This window comes from Acaryochloris thomasi RCC1774 (assembly GCF_003231495.1).
Classification (GTDB): Bacteria; Cyanobacteriota; Cyanobacteriia; order Thermosynechococcales; family Thermosynechococcaceae; genus RCC1774.
The window spans coordinates 225,823-249,575 of record NZ_PQWO01000006.1; the positions used below are offsets into that span (position 1 = coordinate 225,823).

Consider the following 23,753-nt stretch of genomic DNA (forward strand, 5'->3'; position numbering starts at 1 on the left):
TAAATTGATGTCAGATGATGAAAATCCATGGGTATTTTAGATATAGATGTGTACGTCATTTTGTGATTTCAATACTTCTAACAGAACCGATACAAGAAGTGTAGAAATGGGTATAACAGCTGAGCTGTTTGCTTGAAAAATATCTCAAATATGACAATGAGTGTGTTTCCAGTTCTCAAAGGCCTAGTCATAGGCTGCATATCACAGCAGATAGTAGAGTCTCTCAATAAGGTCAGTCTTTACTATTTCAAGAATTAGATTAACTTGTCTACATGTGACTCTCATCGCTCATCCTGTGCGGCTTTAGAAGTAGCTGTGCAATCTTGATGACCTTAGAAGAGTTCTTATTCATAAACCGGGGGGTTCAATGTATTACTTAAGCTTTTCCAGACTCCAAAACGGCTGCAGGGTAAAACCGCGTGGAGCCTTGGTCTCAAAATTTTTTAGTGGCAACCAGTCGGTCTTCCGTACTTCCTACTCACTAGGTTGCCGCCTTATTTGATTCTCTAATCTCAAAAGTCTAACTTCCATCTTCTGTAACAGCTCTATCTTGATTCTCTATGGATAGATCGCAATAAAGTCGTTCGGCTTAAACCTTATTTGTTTGAGTTCTCTGTTTGTTGTGACTCTATCTTTGTCTGGCACGAATGAATGGAATCAAAAGAGCTGTTTTCAATGGTTGATAGGCTCAAGAATTCTAGAGGGCGTGAATGTTTTTCACCTCTAGATTTACTTTGGCTTGGGTCAACTACGAAGAAAAAGACTATGTCTCAGGTAACGAAGCTGGGCACGCCGTAATTCTAAATATTCGCCAGATCGACACAAAAAACTAACCTTAAATAGGACAAAAATAACGATGATTAATCTGAATGGAACAACTGAAAATGACACTTTACAGGGTGGCCTTGGTGCTGATTCCCTCTTTGGTGGCGCCGACGGTTCTGACGTGCTTCGCGGTGGTGAGGGCAACGACACGCTAATTGGCGGTAATGATTCTGCTGGTGGCGACCTGGTCTTTGGTGAAGCTGGCAATGATTCGTTGTTTGGCTGTACAGGTGATGACACCTTGGATGGCGGCATCGGTGATGACACGCTAGATGGTGGTGCTGGTGTTGACCTGTTGATGGGTGGCTTGGGCGATGACCTCTTGTTTGGCGGTGGCGGCGACGATACGCTGCAAGGTCAAGAAGGTGATGATACTCTCAACGGTGGTAAAAATGGCGATGACCTCCTTGAAGGTGGTGCAGGCGATGACTCCCTTTGGGGTGGTTCCGGCCTTGATACCGTTGATGGCGGTAGTGGCAACGACTTTGTCGGCGATGGCGATGGTAACGGTTTACTGCTGGGCGGTAGCGGCAATGATTCGCTTTGGAGCGGTAATGGTGACGATACGCTAGAGGGCGGAATCGGCGACGATACGCTCAATGCTGGTGCTGGCAACGACATCCTTGAGGGTGGTGATGGTGATGATTCTCTGTTTGGTGCCGACGGTTCTGATGTGCTTCGCGGTGGTGAGGGCAATGACACGCTAATTGGTGGTAATGATTCTGCTGGTGGCGACCTGGTCTTTGGTGAAGCTGGTAATGATTTATTGTTTGGCTGTACAGGAGATGACACGCTATATGGCGGTATCGGTGATGACAGTCTAAATGGTGGCAGCGGTATTGATTCTCTTTTCGGTGGTGAGGGCAACGATACCCTCTCTGGCGGTGCTGGGGCCGACTCGTTAGTTGGGGGTATAGGTAACGACAGCCTTAATGGTGGGACTGGCTCTGACATCCTTTACGGCGGTGACGGTGACGATACATTGATTGGCGGCAATGATGCTCCTGGCGGTGACTTGCTGTTTGGCGAAGCCGGTGATGATTTAATGTTTGGCTGCACAGGTGATGATACGCTCTACGGCGGTGTTGGTAATGACAATATCAATGGCGGCAGTGGTGATGATTCATTGATCGGTAGCTTTGGTAACGATAGCCTCAAAGGTGGCAGCGACGGCTCCGATATCCTTAATGGTGGTGAGGGAGACGATACGCTGATTGGTGGTAATGATTCGAGTGGCGGTGACCTGCTATTTGGTGGCGCTGGCGATGACTTGATGTTTGGCTGCACGGGCGATGATACGCTCTACGGCAATGCCGGAAACGACACGCTTGGCGGCGGCACCGGAGCGGATCTTTTGAGTGGCGGCATGGGCAATGACGACCTTCGTGGCGGTGATGACGACGATATTTTGATGGCTCATGCGGGTAACGATACGCTCAATGGCGGTGCTGGCAATGACCTCCTTGAAGGCAGTGGTGGTGATGACTCTCTTTGGGGTGGGGCAGGCCGCGACACCGTTGATGGTGGGGCAGGCCATGATGTGGTCAAAGATGGCGATGGCAATGGCTTACTCCTCGGCGGCAGCGGCAATGACTATCTCTGGAGTGGTAATGGTGACGATACGTTAGAGGGTGGAGACGGTAACGATACGCTCAATGCTGGTTTTGGCAACGACATCCTTGATGGCGGCAGCGGTAATGATTCGCTCTTTGGTGCGAACGGGGCCGATCTGCTACGAGGGGGCTTCGGTAATGACACGCTCATTGGCGGCAATGACTCTAGCGGTGGTGATCTTGTCTTAGGTGAAATGGGACAGGATCTGCTGTTCGGTTGTACGGGGGATGACACTCTCTATGGTGGCATTGGCAACGATACGCTCCGAGGTGGGAGAGATAATGACCTTCTTATCGGAGGATCAAATAACGATTTGCTTTCAGGAGGACTTGGATCCGATATCTTCCGGTTTGAGTCGTCTGCTGATGGTGCCGATATTATTGAGGATTTCTCTGTTGCGGATGATTCAATTGAACTGCTCGCCAGTGGCTTCGAGGGACTATCGCTTGGAACGCTTTCAGATTCTGCGTTTACATTAGGTTCGGCGGCTGCAGATCAAAACGATCGGTTTGTCTACAATCGCAGCTCCGGTGAGCTGTTCTTTGATGCTGACGGCAGCGGTGCTGGCGATCAAACGCTGCTAGCGACGCTAAGCAACAAAGCCAACTTGGGTGCGGACAATATTCAGATTGTCTAGGGCCTGAGGCTGCTCGGGTGCTAATCATGGTGCCCGAGCAGTTTGCTTTTGTTTTCAAGTGAATTTGATGTCGCTAAAGTGCTGGAATTGCTGCCGTCGCCATTGGGTATCTAACTTGCGATCGCATCTCACTTCCAGCACCCGTATGCCCTCTGTTGGCAGCGGATTGATCAATTGAATTAGATGCTCCCAAGACTGAATGCATGTATGGGCAACACCATGGGTCGCACCCAGTTGGGCAAAGTCAACCTGCTGGGGTGTGGCGAAAAAAGTTTCAAAAGTAGAATCAAACTGAGCAATGGGGAGCATCTCAAAAATGCCGCCCCCATTGTTATTGATCAAAATAATTGTTAGATGTCCCTCCAGCGAATGCAAAAAGCCGTTGGTGTCGTGGAGTAGGGCTAAGTCTCCGGTGAGTAGGACGGTGGGACGGTGGCGATGGGCAATGCCTAAAGCCGTCGAAAGTGTTCCGTCAATGCCGTTGGCTCCGCCACGGTTGCCGTAGGGCTGAATGTTGAGATCGTTTGGTTGCCAGAAAGATTCTGCGTCTCGTACCGGCATACTGTTAGCGATGAACAGCGGCGTGTGGGAGGGCAAATATTGAGAAAGAACCCACGAGACTTTGGGCTCTAAAAGTTCATCTGTTTTTGCCAGAGTTTGCTCAACGTCTTGACGGGTTTCTTGATCTGCCGTCAACCATTGTTTGATATAGGCGTTCGCACTTCTATCTTGTTCCGATTGATCCTGGGCTATAGGCGGTCGCGGTAGAGCCTCTGCTAGCTGCTGAATGCTGAGCGGAAGATGCTTGATTCGACTGTGTAGGGGATCAAGATTGTGGTGCTCAGGCGCTATTAACCACTGCAGGGGATCGGTCTTTTGTAGCCAGGATCTAAGGATTTTGCTAGTGGGAAGTTCGCCGATGCGAATCACGAAATTTGGAGTCAGACGATGGGCCAGGTCTGAATTGCGCAGCATCAGGTCATAGCTGCTCACCAATAGAGGATTGAGGTGAGCAAAGTTTCTCAGGGGAGAAAGACCTTCCGCGAGGATCGGCCAATTGAGGTGTTGAGCAAGGGTTGCGATCGCAACGCAATATTCTTTAGCCTGCAGAGGCTGAGCTGGACCCGCAATAATGATGCCCCGCTCACACTGCCGCCACTGTGCCCAGATCGTCTCAGGAATTTTGACCCGAGCTAGGGTTGGCTGCGTCTGAACTGCTGCAAAGAAATGCTCAGCATCAAACCCTGATGCTAAAGACTGGGTTTTGAGATCTGGGATTGGCGCTAGGGGATCACGGAAAGGAATATTGAGATGGACGGGGCCTGGGGTGGGACGTTGCGATCGCATCCAGGCATACACCATTGTTTGCCGCAGATAGGCCAGCCGCTCCGGTTCAGGGTTAGGTAAAGACAATTCGGCCTGCCAGCTCGGGTAATGGGCGAACATCTTTACCTGATCAATGGCCTGCCCTGCATGGCAGTGACGCAGTTCCGGTGGCCGGTCGGCGGTGAGAATCAACAGCGGCACTCGACCTTCGTGGGCCTCAATAATAGCGGGATAGAAGTTGGCTCCTGCCGTTCCAGAGGTGCAGATTAGAGCGACGGGGATGCCGGTGCGGCGGGCCAGGCCTAGGGCAAAGAATGCGGCAGAGCGCTCATCAAGGATGGGGATTGCTTCGATGTGGAGATGTTCCGCTGCTGCAACGGCCAAAGGGCCAGACCGAGAGCCGGGGCAAATGATGGTGGTCTCTAACCCCAGACGCTGCAAGGTCTCGATCAGCAATGAGGACCACAGCATATTTAGATTTCTGAAATCTAGGGTCATAGTGGGTCCGACTCTGGCGTAGGTCCATCGCCGCTGTTGAATTGCGAAAGCCAGAGATCTGCGAGAGCAATGGCGGCTGAATTAAGCGGACGGCTGAACTCCAGAATAGTATGATGCCTACGGTCTTGAATATTTCGAGGCTAAACCAAGGGTAGGAAGAGCCGTATGAGCATAAATTCGCGTCGCAGGCTTTCGCCGCGATGGTGGCGCTGGGGTGGACAGGCCGTTGTTCTCCTCTTGGTGGGCTACGGAATTCTTTATTTGGGCCTCAATTTAGCCCTTAACCTGCAGCGTTTGAATCTGCCCTTTGGCTTTGACTTCTTAGAACGACAGGCGGGATTCAGCATTGGCGAAACGCCGATTGCCTACCAGCCCACGGATTTCTACGCTCGGGCGCTGTGGGTGGGGCTGCTGAATTCATTGAAAGTAATGGGGACTGGTCTAGTTTTGACCACCGTTGTCGGGATCACGGTGGGGATCGCCCGTCTGTCTAATAATTGGCTGGTGCGGCAGCTCGCCCTAGTCTACGTCGAAGTTTTGCGAAATACGCCGCTATTGCTGCAGCTCTTGTTTTGGTACTTTGCGGTGTTTCTGGCGCTGCCGAATTTTTCCGATCGAATTCAGTGGCCGGGACCGATCCTATTAAGTAATCAAGGCATTTTGATCCCGTGGCTGCAGATCAATTCTGCTACGGGCGTTTGGAGCCTTTGTTTATTACTGGGGGGGATCGGCGCGGTCTTCCTGTGGAAGCGTCAGGCTCGACAGCAGCTTGAGCAGGGACGCCCCGGACAGTTGAAGACTTGGCCTCTAGGTGCGATCGCACTTTCGATCTTCATCGCGCGCATCTGGACCCAGCAGGCTCCTTTAACCCTTTCGCTGCCGCAAGTGACGGCAGGGCGGGCAACGGGGGGATTAACGCTGTCGTCAGAGTTTGCCACGTTGTTGGTGGGGCTAACGTTGTATACGGCAGCCTTTATTGCTGAGATTGTTCGTGCTGGCATTACCGCCGTCAATCAGGGGCAGCGGGAGGCGGCTCAGGCGCTGGGCCTAAAGCCTGGTATCACAATGCGTCTGGTGATTTTTCCGCAGGCGTTGCGGGTGATTGTGCCGCCGCTGACCAGCCAGTATTTGAATTTGGCGAAGAATTCGAGTCTTGCGATCGCAATTGGCTTCCCTGATATCTATGCGGTGGCCTCAACCACCTTTAACCAGACGGGTCGAGCCGTAGAGGTCTTACTATTGCTGATGGCAACCTATCTCACTATCAGCCTACTCATCTCGCTCCTGATGAACCTCTACAATCGCAGCATTCAACTGGTGGAACGATGAAAACGCTTCCTTCTCCTGAGGCTGCTTGGCTGTGGCTGCGGCGTAATCTATTTAGCACTTGGTACAACGTTGTCCTGACGCTTCTATGTATATGGGTTCTGGTACAGGGCAGCATCGGCTTTATCCACTGGACGATTTTACAGGCCCAGTGGTCCGTCATCTCTGTGAATCTGCGTCTATTCTTGGTGGGGCGCTTCCCGATTACTGAACTGTGGCGGGTCTGGGGTGCGCTATGCCTTGTGGTGGCTGTGGTGAGCCTATCTTGGGGGGTGGTACAGCAGTTCAGTCGTCAAGCATTGACGATCATGGCCTTTGCTTTGCTTGGCTCTGTCGCTTTGGCGGCTCTTTGGCAAGCTGATTCTGCTTCTCTACTGTGGATATTAATGATCGGGGTAACTGCAGTTATTGGATATTTTGCCGGGGGAGGGTTGAGATCGCACCTCCCTCCCGGCCAGCTTAATCGGGGTCTACCCCTTCTTTGGTTCTCTACTTTCTTGGTCGTTGTTTGGCTGCTAAGCGGCGGTCTGGGCTTAACGCCTGTGCCCACCAACCTCTGGAACGGACTGTTATTGACGCTCTTGATGGCGGCTTTGAGCATTGTGCTGTCTTTCCCGCTGGGGGTGCTGCTGGCCCTAGGGCGACGGAGCGATTTGCCCATTATTCGAACGCTCTCGATTTTATACATCGAAGTGATTCGGGGTTTGCCTTTAATTGGCGTTTTGTTTATGGCCCAAGTGATGCTGCCGTTGGTGTTGCCCGCTCAGCTTGAATTAGATGCAGTGGTCCGTGCGATCGCAGGTTTAACGCTCTTCAGTGCCGCCTACCTAGCTGAAAACGTTCGCGGTGGCCTGCAGTCTGTGCCCAAAGGCCAAACGGAGGCGGCTCAAGTGTTGGGCTTAAATCCGATGCTGACGTTGGGGCTGGTGGTTCTTCCCCAGGCTTTGCGAGCCGTGATTCCTGCCATTGTGGGCCAGTTTATTGGCCTGTTTAAAGATACGTCATTGCTCTCTATTGTGGGGCTTGTGGAGCTGACCGGCATTGCCCGTTCGATCCTGTCACAGCCTGACTTTCTTGGACGCTACGCCGAAGTGTATCTGGTGATTGGGTTGGTCTACTTTGGGTTTTGTTATTTGATGTCTTTAGCCAGTCGGCGATTAGAGCAACAGTTAGGGAGCTGATCTGACAGATGCAGCAAAATCTCTCATCTGATAATGCCTGAAAATAGGTGGCGGAGGTGGGTTGTCCCTGGGTGCTTAAGCAATGTCGACAATGACTTTACCGATTAACTTACCGCTGTCCATTGCGTCATGGGCTGTCGCTGTTTCGTCTAAGGCATAGCGTGCAGCAATGAGAGATTTGAGGGCGCCATTTGCGATCACATCATTAATCCCCTGTGCTGCTGCTGCATGGGCCTCATCACTCATGGCATAGACCAATACGGTCCTTAGCATGGCATTTTTATACAGCAAGTCATAGAACGGAATTTCAACGGTAGGACTGTTGCCGGATTCATAGGCAGCAATCACGCCGTTGGGTCTAATCAAAGAAGCGTTCAGCTCTATGTTAGTGGCTAGGGCCACATCAGCAATCCGTTCCACACGGCGCTTTTCGGTAATGTCTATGACTCGCTGCTTCACGTTTTCTGTGTTGTAGTTGATGACGTGATCAGCCCCCATTGCAAGGGCAACTTCGGCTTTCTCGTTGTTGCTGATGGTTGCGATCGCAGTTGCGCCCCCCCACTTAGCCAGTTGAATAGCGTACATACCTACAGCACCCGCACCTCCATGAATCAAAACGGTCTTGCCGTTTACAGGTCCATCGCTGAAGATCAGAAAGTGAGCGGTCATCGCGGGTACACCCAAGCTTGCCCCCTCAGCGAAGCTTAGATTCTCTGGCATGGGAATGGCTTTATGGGCAGGAATAACAACGAACTCTGCAGCCGTACCGAAGGCTTGCCCCCGCTGGGCTTCGTAAATCCAAGCGCGCTCTCCGACTCGATCAGATGCAATGCCTTCACCCACCGCATCAATGATGCCTGCCCCGTCGTTGTGGGGAATCGTGCGGGGATAAGGCTGCTTGAGTCCCATCCAGCCGCTGCGGAATTTTGTATCTGATGGATTGATGCCAGAGGCTTTGACGGCAACTCGGACTTCACCCGGTCCTGGTTCAGGGGTTTCCATCTCACCGTAGTGCAGTACCTCTTTAGCTTCGCCCGGCTGTTCATACCAAATTGCTTTCATGATTGTTCCTTATGCTCACTGCTTCCAGGTGTGGTCATTCTGCCACTCTGCTTCTCTCGTTTGCGATCGCATCAACAGCTAAGCTTCAGCCACCAATTGCTCATGATGCTGCTGAGCAAACTCACGCCAGGTCATCGGTTTACGCCCGGTAATTGCTTCAAAATTATCGAAGGTAGCATCTGCATTAGGAATGGCATCTTCGTTATTCAGCTTGAATTGTGTGTAGACACAGTTGATGTAGGCTGGGTCAGCTCCGGCAGCTAAAGAATTTTCCAAGAACTCTTCCGGCGGGCGAGCTTCAGCGGTGAATGTTTGCCCTGTCACCTGCGTAAAAATGTCTGCAATTTCATCAAAGGTCTTGGCATCATAGCCTAGCGGAATCACCTGCCCAGCATATTTCTCTGGCTCTCGTAGGGCATGGGCGACCACCAATGCCAAGTCATCGCAGTCAATCCAGCTCCAGCGGGCATTGCCCACATAGTGACGAATGACGGTGCCATCCATCCAGCGGTAGCCAGGGCCAGTAATGTTTTGCATGAAAGCCTCCGGGCGCAAGTGGGTATAGCTAAAACCCTGCTTTTCGATATAGGCTTCCACCAGTTGATGCCAGCCCCAGTGGGCGACTTCGTTGGTGGGTGCGGTGGATGCCCCAATGTGGACAATGTGCTGAACGCCTGTGGTTTTGGCTGCATCCACAAAGCGCTTGCTTTGGCGCAGCATATCAACGGTGTAGCCGGTGAGCAGCAGAGCGCGATTGATACCTTCCAGTGCAGGTTCTAGGGTTTCAGGTTTGTCTAGATCAAGAATGACCGTTTTGATGCCCTGGTCTTGAAACGCCCTGGCTTTTTCTGGTGAGCGAACAGCGGCAATGGGGTTGCTATCCCCTGCAAGCTGGAGCTGACGCAGCGCTTCACTTCCAACTTTTCCCGTTGCGCCTAAAACAAGAATATTGGGCTGAGTGGTCATGATGTTTTTCCCTTATCTGTTTATCGAATTGTGCTGTCTGACTGGGGTGCCAGCACTACTCACCGCCAGTGATGGAATGCTTCTACACTGCATGGACTTCACCCCGCCAGTAGGTCTCCCTCATCATTACTCTCTGTTCTCTGAATTGCTGGTACCAGTACCAATCGGTGCTGAAACATGCTCGTGGATCATCGTCCAACTGCTTCCTCGCCGTTGCCAAATTGCTGTTTGGCGCATGGGAAAAGCAATTTTCTTCCCATCATTGGTTTGAGCATCCAAATTCATGACTGTAGTTGTCCAAGCCAGATCGTCACCATAACGACGAATATCTAGATCACCTGTGGGGGTTAATTTCATCATTTTCAGGTTGGCAAATAATTCTTCTCCTGATTGCCGCATATCTTCAAAACCCACAAATCTCTCAGGCAAGATTGCGTCGTAAAACACTAGGTCTGGATCCTCGGCATAAAGAACCCGAACTGCATCAACATCAAGCGTGCCGTCTTCGGACGACCAGGCGACTGCGTAAGCGTTAATTAAATTAGTGAAGGTGCCTTCATCAGAGTCACCTGTCATGACGTCAAGTGCTGATTGTGATTTAGAGACTGTTTCTGCGATGACGTTTTGCGACAAGGCTTTGGGTGAGATAGATACGACCACAGACATCATCCCTGTGGTAGCCAGAGCAGTTGCAAATAGGTGATTCAGTTTCATCATCAATGTCTCCTCAGCAGAAAATGCGTATAAATTGTCGAATGAGTTCTCAGCCTTCTTGGATATTGCAAGCAGCGGTCGTTTCCGCTCAAAGGTGGGTACTGCAAAAGACTGCTATCAGAATTTTGGATTGATCCATGACGGATAAATCATGGTTGAGTTGTGTTTAAGCACTGTCTTGTACGTTGTTTTGCTCATACCAACTGGCGCTATCTCAGACAAGCTGTCGGCCTTGTTTTTTTGCTGATGCTGAATCCGAAGATACTCTTCCATCAAGTTGATTTTTAGCCAGTTGGGGGAGTCTTGCGCATACTGCGCGCTTCACCGCGCCAGCCTGTTTCATGGAGCCACTTTCGAAATGACTTGAGGCCCGGATGTAGTTTTCGTAGCGCTTCGAAATTACGCTGCTCGAAGAAGCCGTCTCGATAGATCAGCATGTTGTTCAGGGGGTCGTGAGCGTTCGGCAGGCCCGAATTGAGAAACTCCTGTTCGGTCATCGGCTGGTATACAGCGGGGATTCCAGTGACCTCTTCGAACGTACTGACAATCTCATGCATCGTGGCTTCTTCTGATGCAATTCGCAGCGTTCGTCCCCCCCAAGTTTGACGATCATCCACCATCATGCGGGCAAAGTAGCCAATATCTTCTAATGCAACCATCTGCCAGATGCCGCTTCCGATGATGGGACCACGGAAAATCTTTCCTACACGAGCATTGGGCAATTCTCCATCTTCGGGAGTAAAAAAGTCATAGAAGTTTTCGATATACGGACAGGTCACCAGCACGCTGACATGATTGCTGAACCAACCATCGTCAACCTGCCGCATGAATTCATCAGAGCGGCGGTAATCAATGTCGGCCTCGATGGATGCTTTAGCATCGTAATGCGGGACGCAGCATCGACCACCAGATAAGCGACTTGCCGGGTCGAGCGATGAGTAGATGAAGTGATTGACTCCGGCCTGGCGAGCCGCTTCAATTGCGACGTGGGCATGAGCCCGCTCACCATCAACGCTGCCCGATGCGAAAAATGCGGTGTTGCAAAAGACAGTATCGATATCCTCCATCGCAGCTTTTACACTCGATTCATCATCGAGATCGCCCTCAATCAGTTCGATACGCTGCGGATCTAATTTTCCAAGCTGTTTCGCGTAATCGCTCGAAGGATTCCGAGTCATCGCCAATATACGGCAGTCTCGCGATTGATCCGCAACTAGTGCGCGGATGACAGACGATCCCATCGCTCCTGTTGAGCCGATGACTAGAATTCGTTGCATGGTTCCTTGCTCTGCCTATCGTTGATATTTAAAACGGGTCTTGTTGCCCCGCCATTCACGAGAATACGCTCGCCGTCATACTCATCTGGTCGACTATCTATTGAGCTCTGTCAGGACTATGGACATGGTCAACGATGACTGTTGCACCATCTTTTCCTAAACGCTCAGTAATTCTTCACTCGCCCTTCCTCTGCACTGTTTCGTTCGCAGAAGATTGGAGACAAGTGTTGATCTGCCAATCGGTGCTGTCCTGAAACAATACTTGGATAGACGCTTGCTTCACTGCTCTCGTCTTACTAATTACCAAAGCTGCTGTGGTGTTTGACACTTGTCACAGACCTCTCCAAAATCGTAAATCTCTTGAATACAGTGGTTTTTCTGCGTTGCTACATCTCAACTATAAAAAGGCTGTATCATAATGTCTAATTCATGATTATTATGATTGTTATGAATTCAGTGCATAATCAGATCGATCTCAACCTGCTCCATATCTTTGAAGCCGTGATGATGGAGCTAAACGTCAGTCGTGCTGCTGAACGATTGAACATGACCCAGCCTGCAGTGAGTCACGCGCTCCGGCGACTGCGACGGATTACGAACGATGATTTGTTTTTGAAAGTTCCGAGCGGCGTGAGCCCTACGCCGAAAGCCTTAGAACTCTGGGAGCCGATTCGTGAGGGATTGATCCATATTCGACAGGCACTCTCGCCCCCTGCGTTTGAACCGGCTGCGTCTACTCAAACATTTACGCTGGCTGCGGCTGACTATACGGTGGCTCTCTTTTTACCAAAACTGCTGCCGATTCTGGCCCAAACCGCACCCCAAATTAATATCCGCATCGTCCCTAACACCAATATCAATGCAGCAAAGCTCCTCGAACAGTCTGAAATTGATCTGGCGATAGGCCGGTTTTATCGCTCGACTCTTCGGCTCAGAGTACAGGAGGTGATGTGCGATCGCTATGTCTGTATCATGCGCAAAGACCATCCCCTAGCCCGCAAAAAACTGACTCTCAAGCAATATATTAAGGTCAATCATATCCTCGTGACCCTGACGGGAGAAGCAACAGGCTTTATTGATGAGCAGTTAAGAGAAATAGATTTGAGCCGCCGCATCGCTCTGACGGTGAACCAATTCACGCTGGTGCCAGAACTAGTCGCAGGCTCTGACCTGATCTCTGCGATGCCTTCACGCATGGTAGAACGGAGTCCCTTTCAAGCAAACTTGCACATTACAGAGCTACCGATCAAAATTGCACCTGCCTTCCTACAAATAATGTGGCATGAACGCAAACAGATAGATCCAGCCCATGAATGGATGCGAGCTCACCTGATCGCTATTGCCCAAGAGTTACCCACAGTCAGTACGCTTTGAGGTATTGAGCTTGCTGTCAGAGAAATCAAAGGCCTTGCGATATTTGCGATAGGTGTGACACCTGTCAGAATTGAGGTTGGCAAGATCGCTACGGTATAGACAATTTTTGACTTTGCTCGCTCGTACATGCCAGATTACCTCTATGACTTGGCTCTCTCAACTTGAGTTGAGTTCCTCACGCGTGCAGGCTTTGCGTTGAAAGTGTATGGCAACAGTTCAAGATCATTACCAAAATGTTCTATCTGATATCTATTCCTGGATGTTCGGTGGATTTGAGGCGCAGCTCCCAAAGAATCGAAGCTTTTTTAAGACCCATTCCATACACCCGATGGGGACTGCCGTTGCGATTGACTTGGGTTCAGGATGCGGCTTTCAAAGTATTCCCTTGGCTGAGAAGGGTTTTGCAGTAACGGCTATCGATTTGGACGAGCACTTGCTTGCACAACTAAAAGCCAACGACACGACAGGAAGGGTGGCGACAGTACGTGGCGACAGTACGTGGCGACATGCTTAACTTCACAAGTTACATATCTGCGGTACCGGAGTTGATTGTCTGTATGACGGATACCCTGCTTCATCTTGAGTCAAAAGATCAGGTTCGTGAGCTATTCAGTAAGGTATTCAATCATTTAGAAATCCCGGGACGATTTGTGATCACCTTTCGCGACCTTTCAAAAGAGCTTGAGAGTTTAGATCGATTCATTCCAGTCAAGCAAGATGACAGCAAGATTTTCACCTGTTTCTTGGAGTATGAACCGGAGACAGTAAAAGTGCATGATCTGCTCTACAAAAATGTTGATGATCAATGGAGCCTGAATAAGAGCTTCTATCGCAAGCTACGTCTTTCTCCAGATTGGGTTGAAGACAGTCTCATGGCAACTGGTTTTGGGAACGTCTCTCTAGAGGTTGAGAACGGTGTTGTAATTGCGATCGCAAAAAAGACCAGGGCATGACGCTCTAGAGAAGCAAAGCTAAACTAAGCAGCCTTTTTCTGCAGCACCAAACGCACGACGGAGGCTTGCCCATGATGACCTTCTCCTTCGCTCAAGTCTGTTATGGTTTCCGTCAGCTCCAGCACCTCTGCGTTTGCAAAATCTTGCCGTAGCAGCTCAGGCGTATAGAGCATTTCTGGGATTTTAGGACCACCGGAATCGTACTGGTGCTGATATTCAATTTGCTGAGGATTGAATGCTTCGAGGATTAACAGCCCACCAGGCTTGAGCGCACTGAGCATTGCCCAATGAATTTGCGGACGAAGCTCTGGAGACAGATGGAGATAGATGGAGATGACCAGATCGTATTGGTCTTGGGGCCACGCCCAGGTGGCGAGATCAACACAGTCCGTTTGCAGTTGAACATTGTGCTGAGTTGCTAACGCTTTCGCCTTTTTGAGACCCGCTGCCGAGAGATCAACCGATAAGACTCGGAGTCCTTGCTGGGCCAGCCAGACTCCATTACGTCCCTCTCCATCTCCGACGGCAAGAGCGTTCATTCCTGATTTGAGACGGTGTTGCTGGTGAGTCAGAAATTGATTGGGGGCCGTTCCGTAAATGTAGTTAGAGTCGCCATAGCGATCATTCCAAAACTTAGAGGTATGACTGGTAAACATTTTGTTGGTGGCTCAATGCGATATCAACGTTGTTAAAACTTCTCAACCCACGGTCGCAGCTCAACCTCCCAAGTCCAGGCGCTTCTCGGCTGCTGTAAGAGGTGCAGATAGGTGGTTGCGATCGCATCTGGGTCCAAAAAAGCGTCTGGTTGACCGGCTGACTGCGACACCCCTGGGTTACCAATGGCACCATCAATAACAAAGTGACCCACATGGATATTCTGCGGTGCCAGCTCACGAGCCATGCTTTGGGCTAAACCCCGGAGCGCAAACTTACCCATCGCAAAGGGAGCCGAACGTGGATATCCTTTGATGCTAGCTGATGCCCCAGTAAATAATACGGCACCAGGACCTAGCTTCAGCATTCGTTTGACGGCCTGCTGAGCAACCAAGAACCCACCGTAGGCGGTAACCGCTAGCGCCTGCTCAACGGCTGCTGGATCGAGATCAATCAAAGGTCCTTGGGATCGAGCGCTGGGATTGTAGACCACAACATCAGGTGTTCCGAGTTGCACCTCGACGGACTCAAACAGGCTAGTGACAGAGGCGGGTTGAGCGGCATCGCAGCTAAATGTCTGGGCCTTCACTTCATTGGATAAAGCGCTGAGCTTATCAGTATTGCGGGCCGCCAGCCCAATCGATAGTCCGGCTTGGTGAAAAGTACGAGCCAGAGATGCACTGAGGCCATCACCGGCACCGACAATCAGAGCTGTTTTGTAGGGGATAGACATGCTTTTTTGAAAGATAGAGAACTTACGAATGCCTGAGATTGGACTACGCGGTCAGCCCCCCATCAATGTTGAGAGCCGCGCCCGTAATGTATGCAGCACGCGGACTGGCCAGGAAAGTGGCTAGCTCGGCAATATCTTTGGGTTTACCATAGTGTCCCAGTGCCGTCATTGCGTTGAGTGACTCTGCAAAATCGCCATCGGCAGGATTCATATCAGTATCGATTGGTCCGGGCTGAATGGTATTCACCGTAATGCCTTTAGGGCCTAAGTCCCGCGCCCAGCCTTGAGACATTGCGGCTACAGCTCCCTTACTCATGGCATAGAGGGAGCCACCGGCAAAGGGCATCACGTCTCCATTGACGCTGCCAATATTGATAATTCGTCCCCCGCTCCCCATCTGCTTTACGGCCTCGTTGACTGCCGCGAATACCGCGCGAACGTTGACGGCCACCATGCGGTCGAAGTCCTCTAAGGTTGTCTCTCCAACGGGCTTCATTTCAAAGATGCCAGCGTTGTTGACCAAGATATCTAAACCGCCCAATGTGCTGACGGTTTCATTGACGGCGGCGATGACGCTTTCTGATTGAGCCGCATCCACCTGAATGGCTGTGCCCCGACGGCCAGCTCGTTGGATCTGGACGACCGTTTCTTCTGCCGCAGCAGAGGAATGGTGGTATGTAATCGCAACATCAGCCCCCGCCACTGCGAGGTGGGTTGCGATCGCAGCTCCAATCCCGCGACTCCCTCCGGTAACCAAAGCTTTCTTCCCGTTCAGTTCAGTCATGAATGGACTCCTTTTGTAGTTGAGGAAAGGGTTCAAATGCAGTTGAAGATGCTTGAGAAGAGTTTCATACTGTTTGATACAAAACTATTGTGTACCCTACAGTAAAAAAGTCAAGTTCTAATTTACCGTGAGCAAAACAGGCAGACCACGAGAATTCAGTGTTGATGCAGCTTTAGATAAGGCTGTGGAAGTTTTCTATGTCAAGGGATACGAGGCAGCCACTCTCGACGACTTGACGGCGGCAATGGGTATCCAGAGACCTAGCCTGTATTCAGCGTTTGGTAACAAAGAGACGCTTTTTTTACGTGCAATTGAGCGGTATAGGGAAAGCTATGTTCGTAGTGCTCAAGCAACGCTGAGTGAAGAGGCGAATGGTAAAAAGGCAATGGAGCGGTTTCTGGCTCAAACTGCGGAATGTCATATCAAGTCCAACGGACTAGGCTGCCTGATCGTCAATAGTTCTGTGGATTGTCAAGTGCTGCAGGCTTCGATTTGCGATCGCATCCGGCAGATCCATACTCAAAACGAAGAGATGATTTATCGGCGATTAGAGCGGGCAGTGGCCGATGGTGATCTGACCCGCAAAACGGATATTCGTGGGTTAGCCCAGTTTTATAACGGAGTTATTCAGGGCATGGCTGTCCTAGCCAGGGGGCAAAATAGCTTAGATGCTGTGCGTAGCATGGCAGTGTTTGCGATGAAGGCTTGGCCCGACAGCTAGCTCGGGAAATCACGCGACCAGTATGACGGTGCTTCTTGGGCAAGATTGTTGATTATCACTTAAGGAGAACGCTTAAATCCCGATGACAAATGTCAGGCTATTAGAAGCATTCAGCCTAGCAAGTTGATAAAATTCTCTCGACTAAGCTCAGCATCTCGGAGTATTTTCCGCAGTAAACCTTTTCCAAGATCCTGCCCAGAATGTACAGGTATTGTAACAACCCGACCATTAGGGTGCTTCATCCTCACATGGCTCCCACGCTGTCGCACAATTTCAAAGTCAATCTTCTTCAATACTAAAATTAATTTTTCTGCTGTAACGGTTGGCAGTTTTGGCATTAAATCGTTACTTTCTGAACGCCAACAAACTGAGAGCTTTCGTCAAGTTCTTCCTCCTCTAAACACATCTCAATGACCTCTTTGATATTCTCCACGAGTTCATCAAGCGTTTTACCTTGGCTATAGCAAGCTTTTAGTTGAGGAATTTCACCAACAAATACTCCATCTTCATCCTGTTCCACCATCATGTAAAACTCGCGCTTAATGGCCATAGTTATTTCTGGATTTGTACTGTAGCTAGATCTTATCTCACTGATCTTTTTATAGCTTTGCTATATCCCCTTTTGGGTTTACAAACTGTCGGCTACCGGGGAGTGTTGTTTGCTCAAAAGTAGACTCAGCGATTAACGCTGTTCATGTCAGGATAGCGATCGCCCGCCGCAACTCCCTGGGGCGCAACTGCTTCAATCCGCTTCAGCTCAGCAAAGGTTAGCTCTATCTTCACAGCCGCCACATTCTCTTCTAGATACTGACGGCGTTTGGTGCCCGGAATTGGGACGATATCGTGACCTTTCGCTAGGAGCCATGCGATCGCGAGTTGGCTAGCCGTCACTTCCTTCTCTTGGGCAATAGCTTTCACCTGCTCCACCACCTCTAGGTTCCTATCAAAGTTCTCACCCTGAAACCGAGGAGAATGTCTGCGGTAGTCATCTTCTGCTAAATCATCTAGGCTTTGAATTGCACCAGACAGAAAGCCTCGACCTAGCGGACTATAGGGAACAAAACCAATCTTCAGCTCACGAACGGTCGGAATGATTTCATCCTCTGGCTCGCGGTTCCACAGTGAATATTCTGTTTGCAGCGCTGTGATGGGATGTACTGAATGTCCACGACGCAGCGTTTCAGGTGCCGCTTCAGATAGGCCAATGTAGCGGACCTTACCTTGTTTTACTAGCTCAGCCATCGCACCAACAGTCTCTTCGATGGGAACAGTCGGATCGACTCGATGCAGATAGTAGAGATCAATAACCTCTATCCCTAACCGCTGAAGAGATGCATCACAGGCTTGATGGACATACTCTGGTTTCCCGTTGATGCCGCCGAAGCCCCCGTCTGCAGTGCGGATAACGCCAAACTTAGTTGCAATTACAGCCTGATCTCGGCGATTTTTGAGAGCTTTCCCGATCAACTGTTCGTTGGTGTGGGGACCATACATATCAGCGGTATCCAGGAAGGTGACGCCGAGATCTAGTGCGTGGTGGAGAGTTGCGATCGCTTCTTCTTCATCTCGACCGCTATAAAATTCAGACATGCCCATACAGCCGAGACCAATGGCTGAGACTTCTAACTCTGGGCCTAACTTTCGAGTTTTCATGTTTTATCCTCCAGTTTGTAGGTTTATCTTTCTCTCAGCAAAAACCTGTTTCGTCACAGCCATGCCGTTGAGCGCAGACGGAAAGCCTGCGTAGACAGCCATCTGCATCACCACTTCCACAATCTCTTCAGCCGTACAGCCCACATTCAATGCGGCATGAATATGTACTTTGAGCTGGGGCTGAGCGTTGCCCAACGCTGTTAAAGCTGCGACGGTGGCAATCTCTCTCGACTTCAGATCTAATCCAGGGCGATCGTAAATATCTCCAAATGGGAACTCAATGACGTAGCGTGCTAAATCAGGCGCAATATCCTGAAGGCTCTCAATGACGTTTTCACCGGCCTCGCCGTCAATTTTTTTCAGATTTTGCCAGCCTCGGCGATAACGCTCAGAGGCTCGAGTATCGAGACTTTTCTTTTGCTCAGCGGGCATAGTTTTTTTAGTTCCTGTGGCTTTGCGATGAACAGTTGTTATTAGGCCAGCAACAGCCACTACTCCTGCTGTGACGAAACGTCTGCGGCTGAACTCAAGCACGGGTATTGTTCCTTATCAAGCCGCTCACAATAGCGCCAGCTTGATGACTAATTTTGTGGGTTGATGCTGGCCTTCAGGCTTCTGTCTGCGAATGATCTGGCGAAGGGAAGGTGTCTGCAAGCTTTTGTTCGATATCTTTGTAGTGTTGAATTTTCCAGTCAATCACGGCTAGGTTTTCCTGCAGCTTTTGTAGGGTATCTATTACCGTTTGTCGATGATCCTCCAGCAAGGCGCGACGCTCTTGTACGGCATCAGGCTGCTGCCGCAGCAACATCGCATACTGTTGGATTTGGCGAATGGGCATTCCTGTCATCCGCAACTTAGTGAGGAACTCAATCCAGCGAATATCCTGTGCGGAGTAACGCCTGTGACCATTTTGATCTCGATGGATAGGTGCGATCAGATCACAGCGCTCGTAGTAGCGCAAGGTATGAGAGCTTAGCCCCGTGGCTGAAGCAACTTGCTGAATGCTGAGTGCCTGCTCCATGCACATACCTTAAAAGTTAGAGTGCACTCTAAGTCAAGCAGTTTTTTGCACCCAATTAAAATCCACTGTGATGATGCTCACTTTTGTAGCACCTTAAAGGTGAAGTCGTTCCCTCAGAGCCAGCCACAACATATCGAGTTTCTCTAGCTCTGCTCTGAAAAGCTACAGCTTTGCTGCCTACAATATCTTTCTGACTCGGTTGATGTTGTCATGCTGTGCAATTGTTGCGCTCTCAAGTCCATGCTCTTGCGCTGCCGTCATCGCTGATCGCCGAGCCTCTACGACTGCCTCCCAGGCTTCTGCTAAGGAATGACAAATATTCGATTCCGATGGAAAATGCGCCTGTATCCGCCATAGGTCAACGCCTACTTAGATGGGCCGTTTTCCCTGTGCTGGCGATTGAAGTCTTGAGAACACCTAAATAAGTGCAGCAATCACTTCTGCGCTAGCCCTTTCCGCAGACTGAAGCGCACCTTCCATGTAGCTGCGCCACTCTGTTGCAGTTTCTGTACCTGCTACGTGAATCGGTGAGCTGAAATCGGTCAGCAAGCTTCTGTGTTTTGTCCAGCCACCAATCGGCCTGCGTGAGGCGAAGCCGCCACGGGAATGGGTTTCTGCAGTCCAGTTTTTTGACTGAAAGTAGATGTGTTCAGTCGGCGACTTTCCCAGCACTTTTTGAATATGAGCGAGAACCACTGCCTCGCGAGTCTCACTGTCCATCTCATTCATCTTGATAGCGTTAGGGCCGCTAGAAAAAGCGACTAGAATGCCTGTACGCTTCCCTTCAATAGATGAGTCTGCGAGAAAGTCGATAGGTTCGGATGGCGTATCTGCGATGCCGCTGAGTCCAGATGAGCGCCACCAGGCTGTCTCGTATACGACGACGTGTTTGATAACTTTGCCGAGTACCCAATTCCGATTCTCTTGTTTCGGAAATTTTGTGAGTGTCTGGTCAAACGATATTTTCGAGATCAGCTGAGGAGGAAGTGCCAAGATAATGCGCTTTCCATAGAAGTCACCTGCATCTGTTGTAGCTTTGACGGCCCGCTCAGTCTGTTGGAGCGATCTGACGCCCGAACTCAAACTGATGCAGTCTCCTAGTTCTTCGGCGAGTCGCCTGCTAATCGTCTGAGTGCCTTGTTCCAGAATATGAGTATCCGCCTGCTCCAGTGCATTCAGTCCGCCAATGGACGCAATCTGATGAAGCACCTCCAATGGTGAAAAGCTGCTGGGATCGGCACACATTCCTGATGTAACGATGTGATGCCAATAGTCGTAGCCTTCACTTGTAATCGTTTGCTGCTTCAGCCAATCCGTGAATGAAATGTGGTCTAACTTACTCGCTTGCGGATGCTGCCAAGGCATGTCGATATCAATTTGCCTGACTAAACGCTCCATTTGCCAGCTTAACTGCCAGACATCAAACAACCCAAACCAAGAGAGCGGCGGCGTTCTTCCAGATACCCGACGGAGCTGTCCGCCCACTTGGACAATCGCTTTACCCTGAGTATTCGTCTCAAGTCTGTCTAACCCAAACTCTTCTGTTAAAGCCCAAATGCGCTTTTGAAGAGGGCTGATCCATTGTGCTCCAAGATCAACCGTTTCCCCGTTAGACAACTGCTCGCTGAGTGCTCTGCCGCCGATACGATTACGCGCTTCAAGCACCCCAACAGAGAGTCCGGCTTGTTTCAGCAGTCTAGCTGCGTACAATCCAGAAAGCCCTGCCCCTACGATTAAAACGTCCTTTGTGATTGCCATTGTTTAACGACCGTTTAAGAACTCAAAATTCATGGTTTGAGGAGCACAAAATATATGCATACAGACTGCTAGCTATTTCTGGTCACTGCTCCATTGCACCCAATTAAATGAAATGGAATTTATTCAAAAAACATCGAAAATGAGGTGTTCAGCTAAACTGCCGCAGAACGTGCTTCGTCGACCTTGAGCGTGGTACCTGTGACAAATTTGGCATCGTCTGAGAGCAAGAAAGCAACGGTCTTCGCTAGCTCTGCGTGAGTCGCTGGGCGTCCCCACATGAGGTCATCGGGTACATCCCAACCCTCTAGCTCTTCCATGCCGTCAGCGACAAAAAAAGGCGCAACAGAGTTCATTCGGATGCGATCTCTGCGGTATCGCTTGGCGTATAGCTTAGTGAACCCTTCCATTGCCGCCCGCAGCGTACCGCTGAAGGGCGTCCCTAGATCAGGCTCTTGCGAATCGCAGGCCGAGATGTTGACGATTGCTCCACCCCCCTGACGACGCATGGGTTCGGTGACAAACCTTGACAGGCGAACCACGCTCAGAAAGAGCAGATCGAAGTTCTCAGTCCATACCTCATCTGATATATCGAGCAGGTCCAGACGCGGTGGATCGCCAAAGCTGTTAACAACTGCATCAATTCGACCGAAGCGATCAAGCGTAGTTTGCGCTAAGGTTGCCAAGTCGTCGGACTTTGTCATCGACCCCTGTATGGCGATTCCGTCTAATTCTTGCGCTAGCGTTAGCACTTGCTTGCTTCGTGCCAGTAGTGAGACTTTGTAGCCTCGCGTCGCTAGCTCTCTAGCGCAGCCAGCGCCGATACCACGGCTGGCAGCCGTAACAATTGCGACCTTTGTTTTATCCATTTACATCACTCCAAGATTCAATCTTCCTCATACATGCGATCGCCTTTGTGCAAACGTGCGGCTATCTCATAGGTTTGCCCTTGAGCGCGCATGGTAGGGGCGTGGGCAGCTAGATATCGAGCGGTTGCTACCAAAACATGAATCCCCGCCTCGTGGTTTTGCCAGTGTTGATATTGTTGAACAGCGGCCTCCAGGTTTTGAATCGTGTGAAAATCTCGGTCCTCCCGCAGCAGCAATCGACCCAAACCTGTTAGCAAAGCAGTCGGGTCTCCACCACTGTAGAGATACGTCCCCACAAGATTTCCGGCGGCATTCACCTGCTGCTGACGGTCGAGATAGTCAGGCAGCTCGTCTAGAAGTTTAGCGGGGGCCTCAACTCGTTTGGTTGGATCGGGCAAGCGGGCGGGTGGGACATTTAAAAATCGATTGAGATATACTGCCATTGCCGCATCAAATACCCCTCGCAAGAGTTCGCCAGACGTCACCCGTTTCAGCCCCTGATGAACAGCATTGGCAAAGGTGAATGTGTGGTGGGCGGTATCCCAGTCTCGAAAATCGTTGTTGGTTTGAAACTTGGCAATGCGCAGCGCAGCCGCGTAGGCGACGACGCCAGCTAGGTCATCGGCGGTACAGCCCTGGCGCAGCGCATTCAATAACCCAGATGCGATCGCATCTGGATCATCCCCTAGCAAAACAGGGATTAGCTGCTCGACGCTGGCATTGCTATTCTCCTGACTCTCTCTTTTGGCATTGCCAGCAGAGATCGCATCGGGTAAAGTCTCAAAAGCCCGCTCCAAAATAGCCACCAAATCGATCGGGTAGCGCCAGGCATTCGACTCTTCCATCCGTTCTGCCTGGGCATAGCTGCGCACCAGACTGGTGAGGATACCCTCTATATTTTCCCCCTGAACCTGATCGAGTGCCTCCAGGGCTTTATTGGTAAAGTCGAGGGCATGTCCGCCATCAATAAAGCGATGGTCGGTAACCGATGAGAACAGCATGTCTGCTAGCTGGGTGGTCTCAACGCCAGCCTGAATCGCTGAGGCTAGACACCGCTCTGCACCCTGGGCATCGCGCACCTCAATGAACTGACGAAACCATCCTTTGAGAAGCTGAAAATCTACGGGCGTACTGGGTAGAGGCTGGATCGCAAATCGGGGTGGCTCACCCGCACAGTCGCGGGCAACGGCGGACAGTCCATGGTAAAGCGCCCGCGGGCGGTCGTCCGTATGCAAGTGGGGCCTCAGCTGCATCATGCAGGTATGAATCGTGAGGCCGGTCCCCCAGCCCTGGCGACGATAGCGAACGCCAAAATCTAGCCCGGTTTGAAACGCCGCCGTTGGCCCCTCGTCTGCAGCTAGCTGAGCAATCACCGACTTAGCGATGACTAGGGAAAGACCTTGCTCCAAACCATCCACTAATCGCTGATGTTGATAGGTCTTAGCTTTTGTATGGGGAGTGAGATCTACCCACACACGTCCCTCTCGTACTTCTACGGGAAAAGCCCGCCCATCATCCGCCCAAATATCAAAGGTGCCCCCGCTGGTCAGATCAAAGCGGGCATGGTGCCAGTGACAGGTGAGAACACAGTTTTTAACGCTGCCTTTTTGGAGTGGAAAACCCATATAAGGACAGCGATTATCGACAGCGTAAATTTGCCCTTGGTGGTGGAAAAGTGCGATGGCCGAAGGCCGGTCGGAGACCATCGCATGTCCCTCAGCATGCACCACCATCACCCCATCTGCCTGTACATCTGAGACCTGAGCCACCTGAACCATGTGTTTGTGTGGAACGTTCACTTTATTCATCT

At 50.7% G+C, this 23,753-nt stretch carries 23 protein-coding genes; 7 read left to right on the forward strand and 16 right to left on the reverse strand.

The genetic code is table 11. The features are described 5' to 3' along the window. Positions 1-856 precede the first annotated feature (856 nt). Positions 857-3,076, forward strand: coding sequence for a calcium-binding protein (locus C1752_RS12050; RefSeq protein ID WP_110986309.1), 2,220 nt, complete (start codon positions 857-859; stop codon positions 3,074-3,076). Positions 3,077-3,130: 54 nt separating this feature from the next. Here the strand turns inward: C1752_RS12050 and menD are convergent, their stop codons facing one another. Further along, on the reverse strand, positions 3,131-4,900 hold the full coding sequence (menD, locus tag C1752_RS12055) for a 2-succinyl-5-enolpyruvyl-6-hydroxy-3-cyclohexene-1-carboxylic-acid synthase (RefSeq protein ID WP_110986310.1): 1,770 nt from the start codon (positions 4,898-4,900) through the stop codon (positions 3,131-3,133). A gap of 165 nt (positions 4,901-5,065) precedes the next feature. Here menD and C1752_RS12060 point away from each other — a divergent pair, with 165 nt between their 5' ends. Both C1752_RS12060 and C1752_RS12065 read left to right on the forward strand, forming a co-directional pair. Continuing rightward, the gene (locus C1752_RS12060) at positions 5,066-6,229 is read left to right on the forward strand and encodes an amino acid ABC transporter permease (protein ID WP_110986311.1); all 1,164 of its coding nucleotides are present in this window, start codon (positions 5,066-5,068) and stop codon (positions 6,227-6,229) included. Next, the gene (locus C1752_RS12065; protein ID WP_110986312.1) at positions 6,226-7,407 is read left to right on the forward strand and encodes an amino acid ABC transporter permease; all 1,182 of its coding nucleotides are present in this window, start codon (positions 6,226-6,228) and stop codon (positions 7,405-7,407) included. Before C1752_RS12060 ends, C1752_RS12065 begins: the two co-directional genes overlap by 4 nt. A gap of 75 nt (positions 7,408-7,482) precedes the next feature. On the opposite strand, the gene C1752_RS12070 is transcribed toward C1752_RS12065, so the two are convergent. From C1752_RS12070 to C1752_RS12085, 4 genes are all read right to left on the reverse strand, one after another. Beyond that, positions 7,483-8,469, reverse strand: a complete 987-nt coding sequence (locus tag C1752_RS12070; RefSeq protein ID WP_110986313.1) for an NADPH:quinone reductase — start codon at positions 8,467-8,469, stop codon at positions 7,483-7,485. A gap of 78 nt (positions 8,470-8,547) precedes the next feature. After that, complete coding sequence (locus C1752_RS12075) at positions 8,548-9,435, reverse strand: NmrA family NAD(P)-binding protein (protein WP_110986314.1); 888 nt, start codon at positions 9,433-9,435, stop codon at positions 8,548-8,550. Positions 9,436-9,561: 126 nt separating this feature from the next. Continuing rightward, positions 9,562-10,149, reverse strand: a complete 588-nt coding sequence (locus C1752_RS12080) for a YybH family protein (RefSeq protein ID WP_158535080.1) — start codon at positions 10,147-10,149, stop codon at positions 9,562-9,564. Positions 10,150-10,433: 284 nt separating this feature from the next. Beyond that, positions 10,434-11,426: an NmrA/HSCARG family protein gene (locus C1752_RS12085; RefSeq protein WP_110986316.1), complete on the reverse strand. Its 993-nt coding sequence runs from the start codon at positions 11,424-11,426 to the stop codon at positions 10,434-10,436. A 429-nt stretch (positions 11,427-11,855) separates the two neighbouring features. Between C1752_RS12085 and C1752_RS12090 the strand changes: the two genes are divergently transcribed. From C1752_RS12090 to C1752_RS28935, 3 genes are all read left to right on the forward strand, one after another. Beyond that, complete coding sequence (locus tag C1752_RS12090) at positions 11,856-12,800, forward strand: LysR family transcriptional regulator (protein ID WP_110986317.1); 945 nt, start codon at positions 11,856-11,858, stop codon at positions 12,798-12,800. 205 nt (positions 12,801-13,005) lie between these two features. Continuing rightward, on the forward strand, positions 13,006-13,314 hold the full coding sequence (locus C1752_RS28930; RefSeq protein ID WP_199464368.1) for a class I SAM-dependent methyltransferase: 309 nt from the start codon (positions 13,006-13,008) through the stop codon (positions 13,312-13,314). Positions 13,315-13,357: 43 nt separating this feature from the next. Further along, positions 13,358-13,753 (forward strand): hypothetical protein, encoded by a 396-nt coding sequence (locus tag C1752_RS28935; RefSeq protein WP_199464369.1) that lies wholly within the window; start codon positions 13,358-13,360, stop codon positions 13,751-13,753. A gap of 23 nt (positions 13,754-13,776) precedes the next feature. Here C1752_RS28935 and C1752_RS12100 read toward each other — a convergent pair whose 3' ends face one another. The 3 genes from C1752_RS12100 to C1752_RS12110 are packed head-to-tail and all read right to left on the reverse strand — an operon-like array spanning position 13,777 to position 15,924. Further along, the gene (locus tag C1752_RS12100) at positions 13,777-14,409 is read right to left on the reverse strand and encodes a class I SAM-dependent methyltransferase (RefSeq protein WP_110986318.1); all 633 of its coding nucleotides are present in this window, start codon (positions 14,407-14,409) and stop codon (positions 13,777-13,779) included. A 32-nt stretch (positions 14,410-14,441) separates the two neighbouring features. Further along, positions 14,442-15,140, reverse strand: coding sequence for an SDR family NAD(P)-dependent oxidoreductase (locus C1752_RS12105; RefSeq protein ID WP_110986319.1), 699 nt, complete (start codon positions 15,138-15,140; stop codon positions 14,442-14,444). A gap of 43 nt (positions 15,141-15,183) precedes the next feature. After that, on the reverse strand, positions 15,184-15,924 hold the full coding sequence (locus C1752_RS12110; RefSeq protein ID WP_110986320.1) for a 3-oxoacyl-ACP reductase family protein: 741 nt from the start codon (positions 15,922-15,924) through the stop codon (positions 15,184-15,186). A gap of 127 nt (positions 15,925-16,051) precedes the next feature. Here C1752_RS12110 and C1752_RS12115 point away from each other — a divergent pair, with 127 nt between their 5' ends. Further along, positions 16,052-16,645, forward strand: coding sequence for a TetR/AcrR family transcriptional regulator (locus C1752_RS12115; RefSeq protein WP_110986321.1), 594 nt, complete (start codon positions 16,052-16,054; stop codon positions 16,643-16,645). Between the two features lie 110 nt (positions 16,646-16,755). Here the strand turns inward: C1752_RS12115 and C1752_RS30280 are convergent, their stop codons facing one another. The 8 genes from C1752_RS30280 to C1752_RS12155 form a co-directional block, all read right to left on the reverse strand. After that, on the reverse strand, positions 16,756-16,983 hold the full coding sequence (locus C1752_RS30280; protein ID WP_110986322.1) for a type II toxin-antitoxin system HicA family toxin: 228 nt from the start codon (positions 16,981-16,983) through the stop codon (positions 16,756-16,758). After that, positions 16,983-17,195, reverse strand: coding sequence for a type II toxin-antitoxin system HicB family antitoxin (locus C1752_RS12125; RefSeq protein ID WP_199464370.1), 213 nt, complete (start codon positions 17,193-17,195; stop codon positions 16,983-16,985). The genes C1752_RS30280 and C1752_RS12125 overlap by 1 nt, the downstream gene beginning before the upstream one ends. Positions 17,196-17,320: 125 nt before the next feature. Next, the gene (locus tag C1752_RS12130; RefSeq protein WP_110986324.1) at positions 17,321-18,298 is read right to left on the reverse strand and encodes an aldo/keto reductase; all 978 of its coding nucleotides are present in this window, start codon (positions 18,296-18,298) and stop codon (positions 17,321-17,323) included. A 3-nt stretch (positions 18,299-18,301) separates the two neighbouring features. Further along, positions 18,302-18,730 (reverse strand): carboxymuconolactone decarboxylase family protein, encoded by a 429-nt coding sequence (locus C1752_RS12135; RefSeq protein ID WP_110986325.1) that lies wholly within the window; start codon positions 18,728-18,730, stop codon positions 18,302-18,304. A 175-nt stretch (positions 18,731-18,905) separates the two neighbouring features. After that, positions 18,906-19,319 (reverse strand): MerR family transcriptional regulator, encoded by a 414-nt coding sequence (locus C1752_RS12140; protein ID WP_110986326.1) that lies wholly within the window; start codon positions 19,317-19,319, stop codon positions 18,906-18,908. A 417-nt stretch (positions 19,320-19,736) separates the two neighbouring features. After that, the gene (locus C1752_RS12145; protein ID WP_110986327.1) at positions 19,737-21,077 is read right to left on the reverse strand and encodes a flavin monoamine oxidase family protein; all 1,341 of its coding nucleotides are present in this window, start codon (positions 21,075-21,077) and stop codon (positions 19,737-19,739) included. A 152-nt stretch (positions 21,078-21,229) separates the two neighbouring features. Continuing rightward, positions 21,230-21,943, reverse strand: coding sequence for an SDR family oxidoreductase (locus C1752_RS12150; RefSeq protein ID WP_110986328.1), 714 nt, complete (start codon positions 21,941-21,943; stop codon positions 21,230-21,232). A gap of 17 nt (positions 21,944-21,960) precedes the next feature. After that, positions 21,961-23,751 (reverse strand): Rieske (2Fe-2S) protein, encoded by a 1,791-nt coding sequence (locus C1752_RS12155; protein ID WP_233501548.1) that lies wholly within the window; start codon positions 23,749-23,751, stop codon positions 21,961-21,963. Positions 23,752-23,753: the final 2 nt, after the last annotated feature.

Bases quoted from the DNA above. Each gene is read 5' to 3' on its own strand.
- C1752_RS12130 (WP_110986324.1), bottom strand. From the start codon at position 18,298: ATGAAAACTCGAAAGTTAGGCCCAGAGTTAGAAGTCTCAGCCATTGGT.
- C1752_RS12060 (WP_110986311.1), top strand. From the start codon at position 5,066: ATGAGCATAAATTCGCGTCGCAGGCTTTCGCCGCGATGGTGGCGCTGG.
- C1752_RS12075 (WP_110986314.1), bottom strand. From the start codon at position 9,435: ATGACCACTCAGCCCAATATTCTTGTTTTAGGCGCAACGGGAAAAGTT.
- C1752_RS12155 (WP_233501548.1), bottom strand. From the start codon at position 23,751: ATGAATAAAGTGAACGTTCCACACAAACACATGGTTCAGGTGGCTCAG.
- C1752_RS12085 (WP_110986316.1), bottom strand. From the start codon at position 11,426: ATGCAACGAATTCTAGTCATCGGCTCAACAGGAGCGATGGGATCGTCT.
- C1752_RS12065 (WP_110986312.1), top strand. From the start codon at position 6,226: ATGAAAACGCTTCCTTCTCCTGAGGCTGCTTGGCTGTGGCTGCGGCGT.
- menD (WP_110986310.1), bottom strand. From the start codon at position 4,900: ATGACCCTAGATTTCAGAAATCTAAATATGCTGTGGTCCTCATTGCTG.
- C1752_RS12105 (WP_110986319.1), bottom strand. From the start codon at position 15,140: ATGTCTATCCCCTACAAAACAGCTCTGATTGTCGGTGCCGGTGATGGC.
- C1752_RS12070 (WP_110986313.1), bottom strand. From the start codon at position 8,469: ATGAAAGCAATTTGGTATGAACAGCCGGGCGAAGCTAAAGAGGTACTG.
- C1752_RS12145 (WP_110986327.1), bottom strand. From the start codon at position 21,077: ATGGCAATCACAAAGGACGTTTTAATCGTAGGGGCAGGGCTTTCTGGA.
- C1752_RS12125 (WP_199464370.1), bottom strand. From the start codon at position 17,195: ATGGCCATTAAGCGCGAGTTTTACATGATGGTGGAACAGGATGAAGAT.
- C1752_RS12150 (WP_110986328.1), bottom strand. From the start codon at position 21,943: ATGGATAAAACAAAGGTCGCAATTGTTACGGCTGCCAGCCGTGGTATC.
- C1752_RS12080 (WP_158535080.1), bottom strand. From the start codon at position 10,149: ATGAAACTGAATCACCTATTTGCAACTGCTCTGGCTACCACAGGGATG.
- C1752_RS30280 (WP_110986322.1), bottom strand. From the start codon at position 16,983: ATGCCAAAACTGCCAACCGTTACAGCAGAAAAATTAATTTTAGTATTG.
- C1752_RS12090 (WP_110986317.1), top strand. From the start codon at position 11,856: ATGATTATTATGATTGTTATGAATTCAGTGCATAATCAGATCGATCTC.
- C1752_RS12110 (WP_110986320.1), bottom strand. From the start codon at position 15,924: ATGACTGAACTGAACGGGAAGAAAGCTTTGGTTACCGGAGGGAGTCGC.
- C1752_RS12050 (WP_110986309.1), top strand. From the start codon at position 857: ATGATTAATCTGAATGGAACAACTGAAAATGACACTTTACAGGGTGGC.
- C1752_RS12140 (WP_110986326.1), bottom strand. From the start codon at position 19,319: ATGGAGCAGGCACTCAGCATTCAGCAAGTTGCTTCAGCCACGGGGCTA.
- C1752_RS12135 (WP_110986325.1), bottom strand. From the start codon at position 18,730: ATGCCCGCTGAGCAAAAGAAAAGTCTCGATACTCGAGCCTCTGAGCGT.
- C1752_RS28930 (WP_199464368.1), top strand. From the start codon at position 13,006: ATGGCAACAGTTCAAGATCATTACCAAAATGTTCTATCTGATATCTAT.
- C1752_RS12100 (WP_110986318.1), bottom strand. From the start codon at position 14,409: ATGTTTACCAGTCATACCTCTAAGTTTTGGAATGATCGCTATGGCGAC.
- C1752_RS28935 (WP_199464369.1), top strand. From the start codon at position 13,358: ATGACGGATACCCTGCTTCATCTTGAGTCAAAAGATCAGGTTCGTGAG.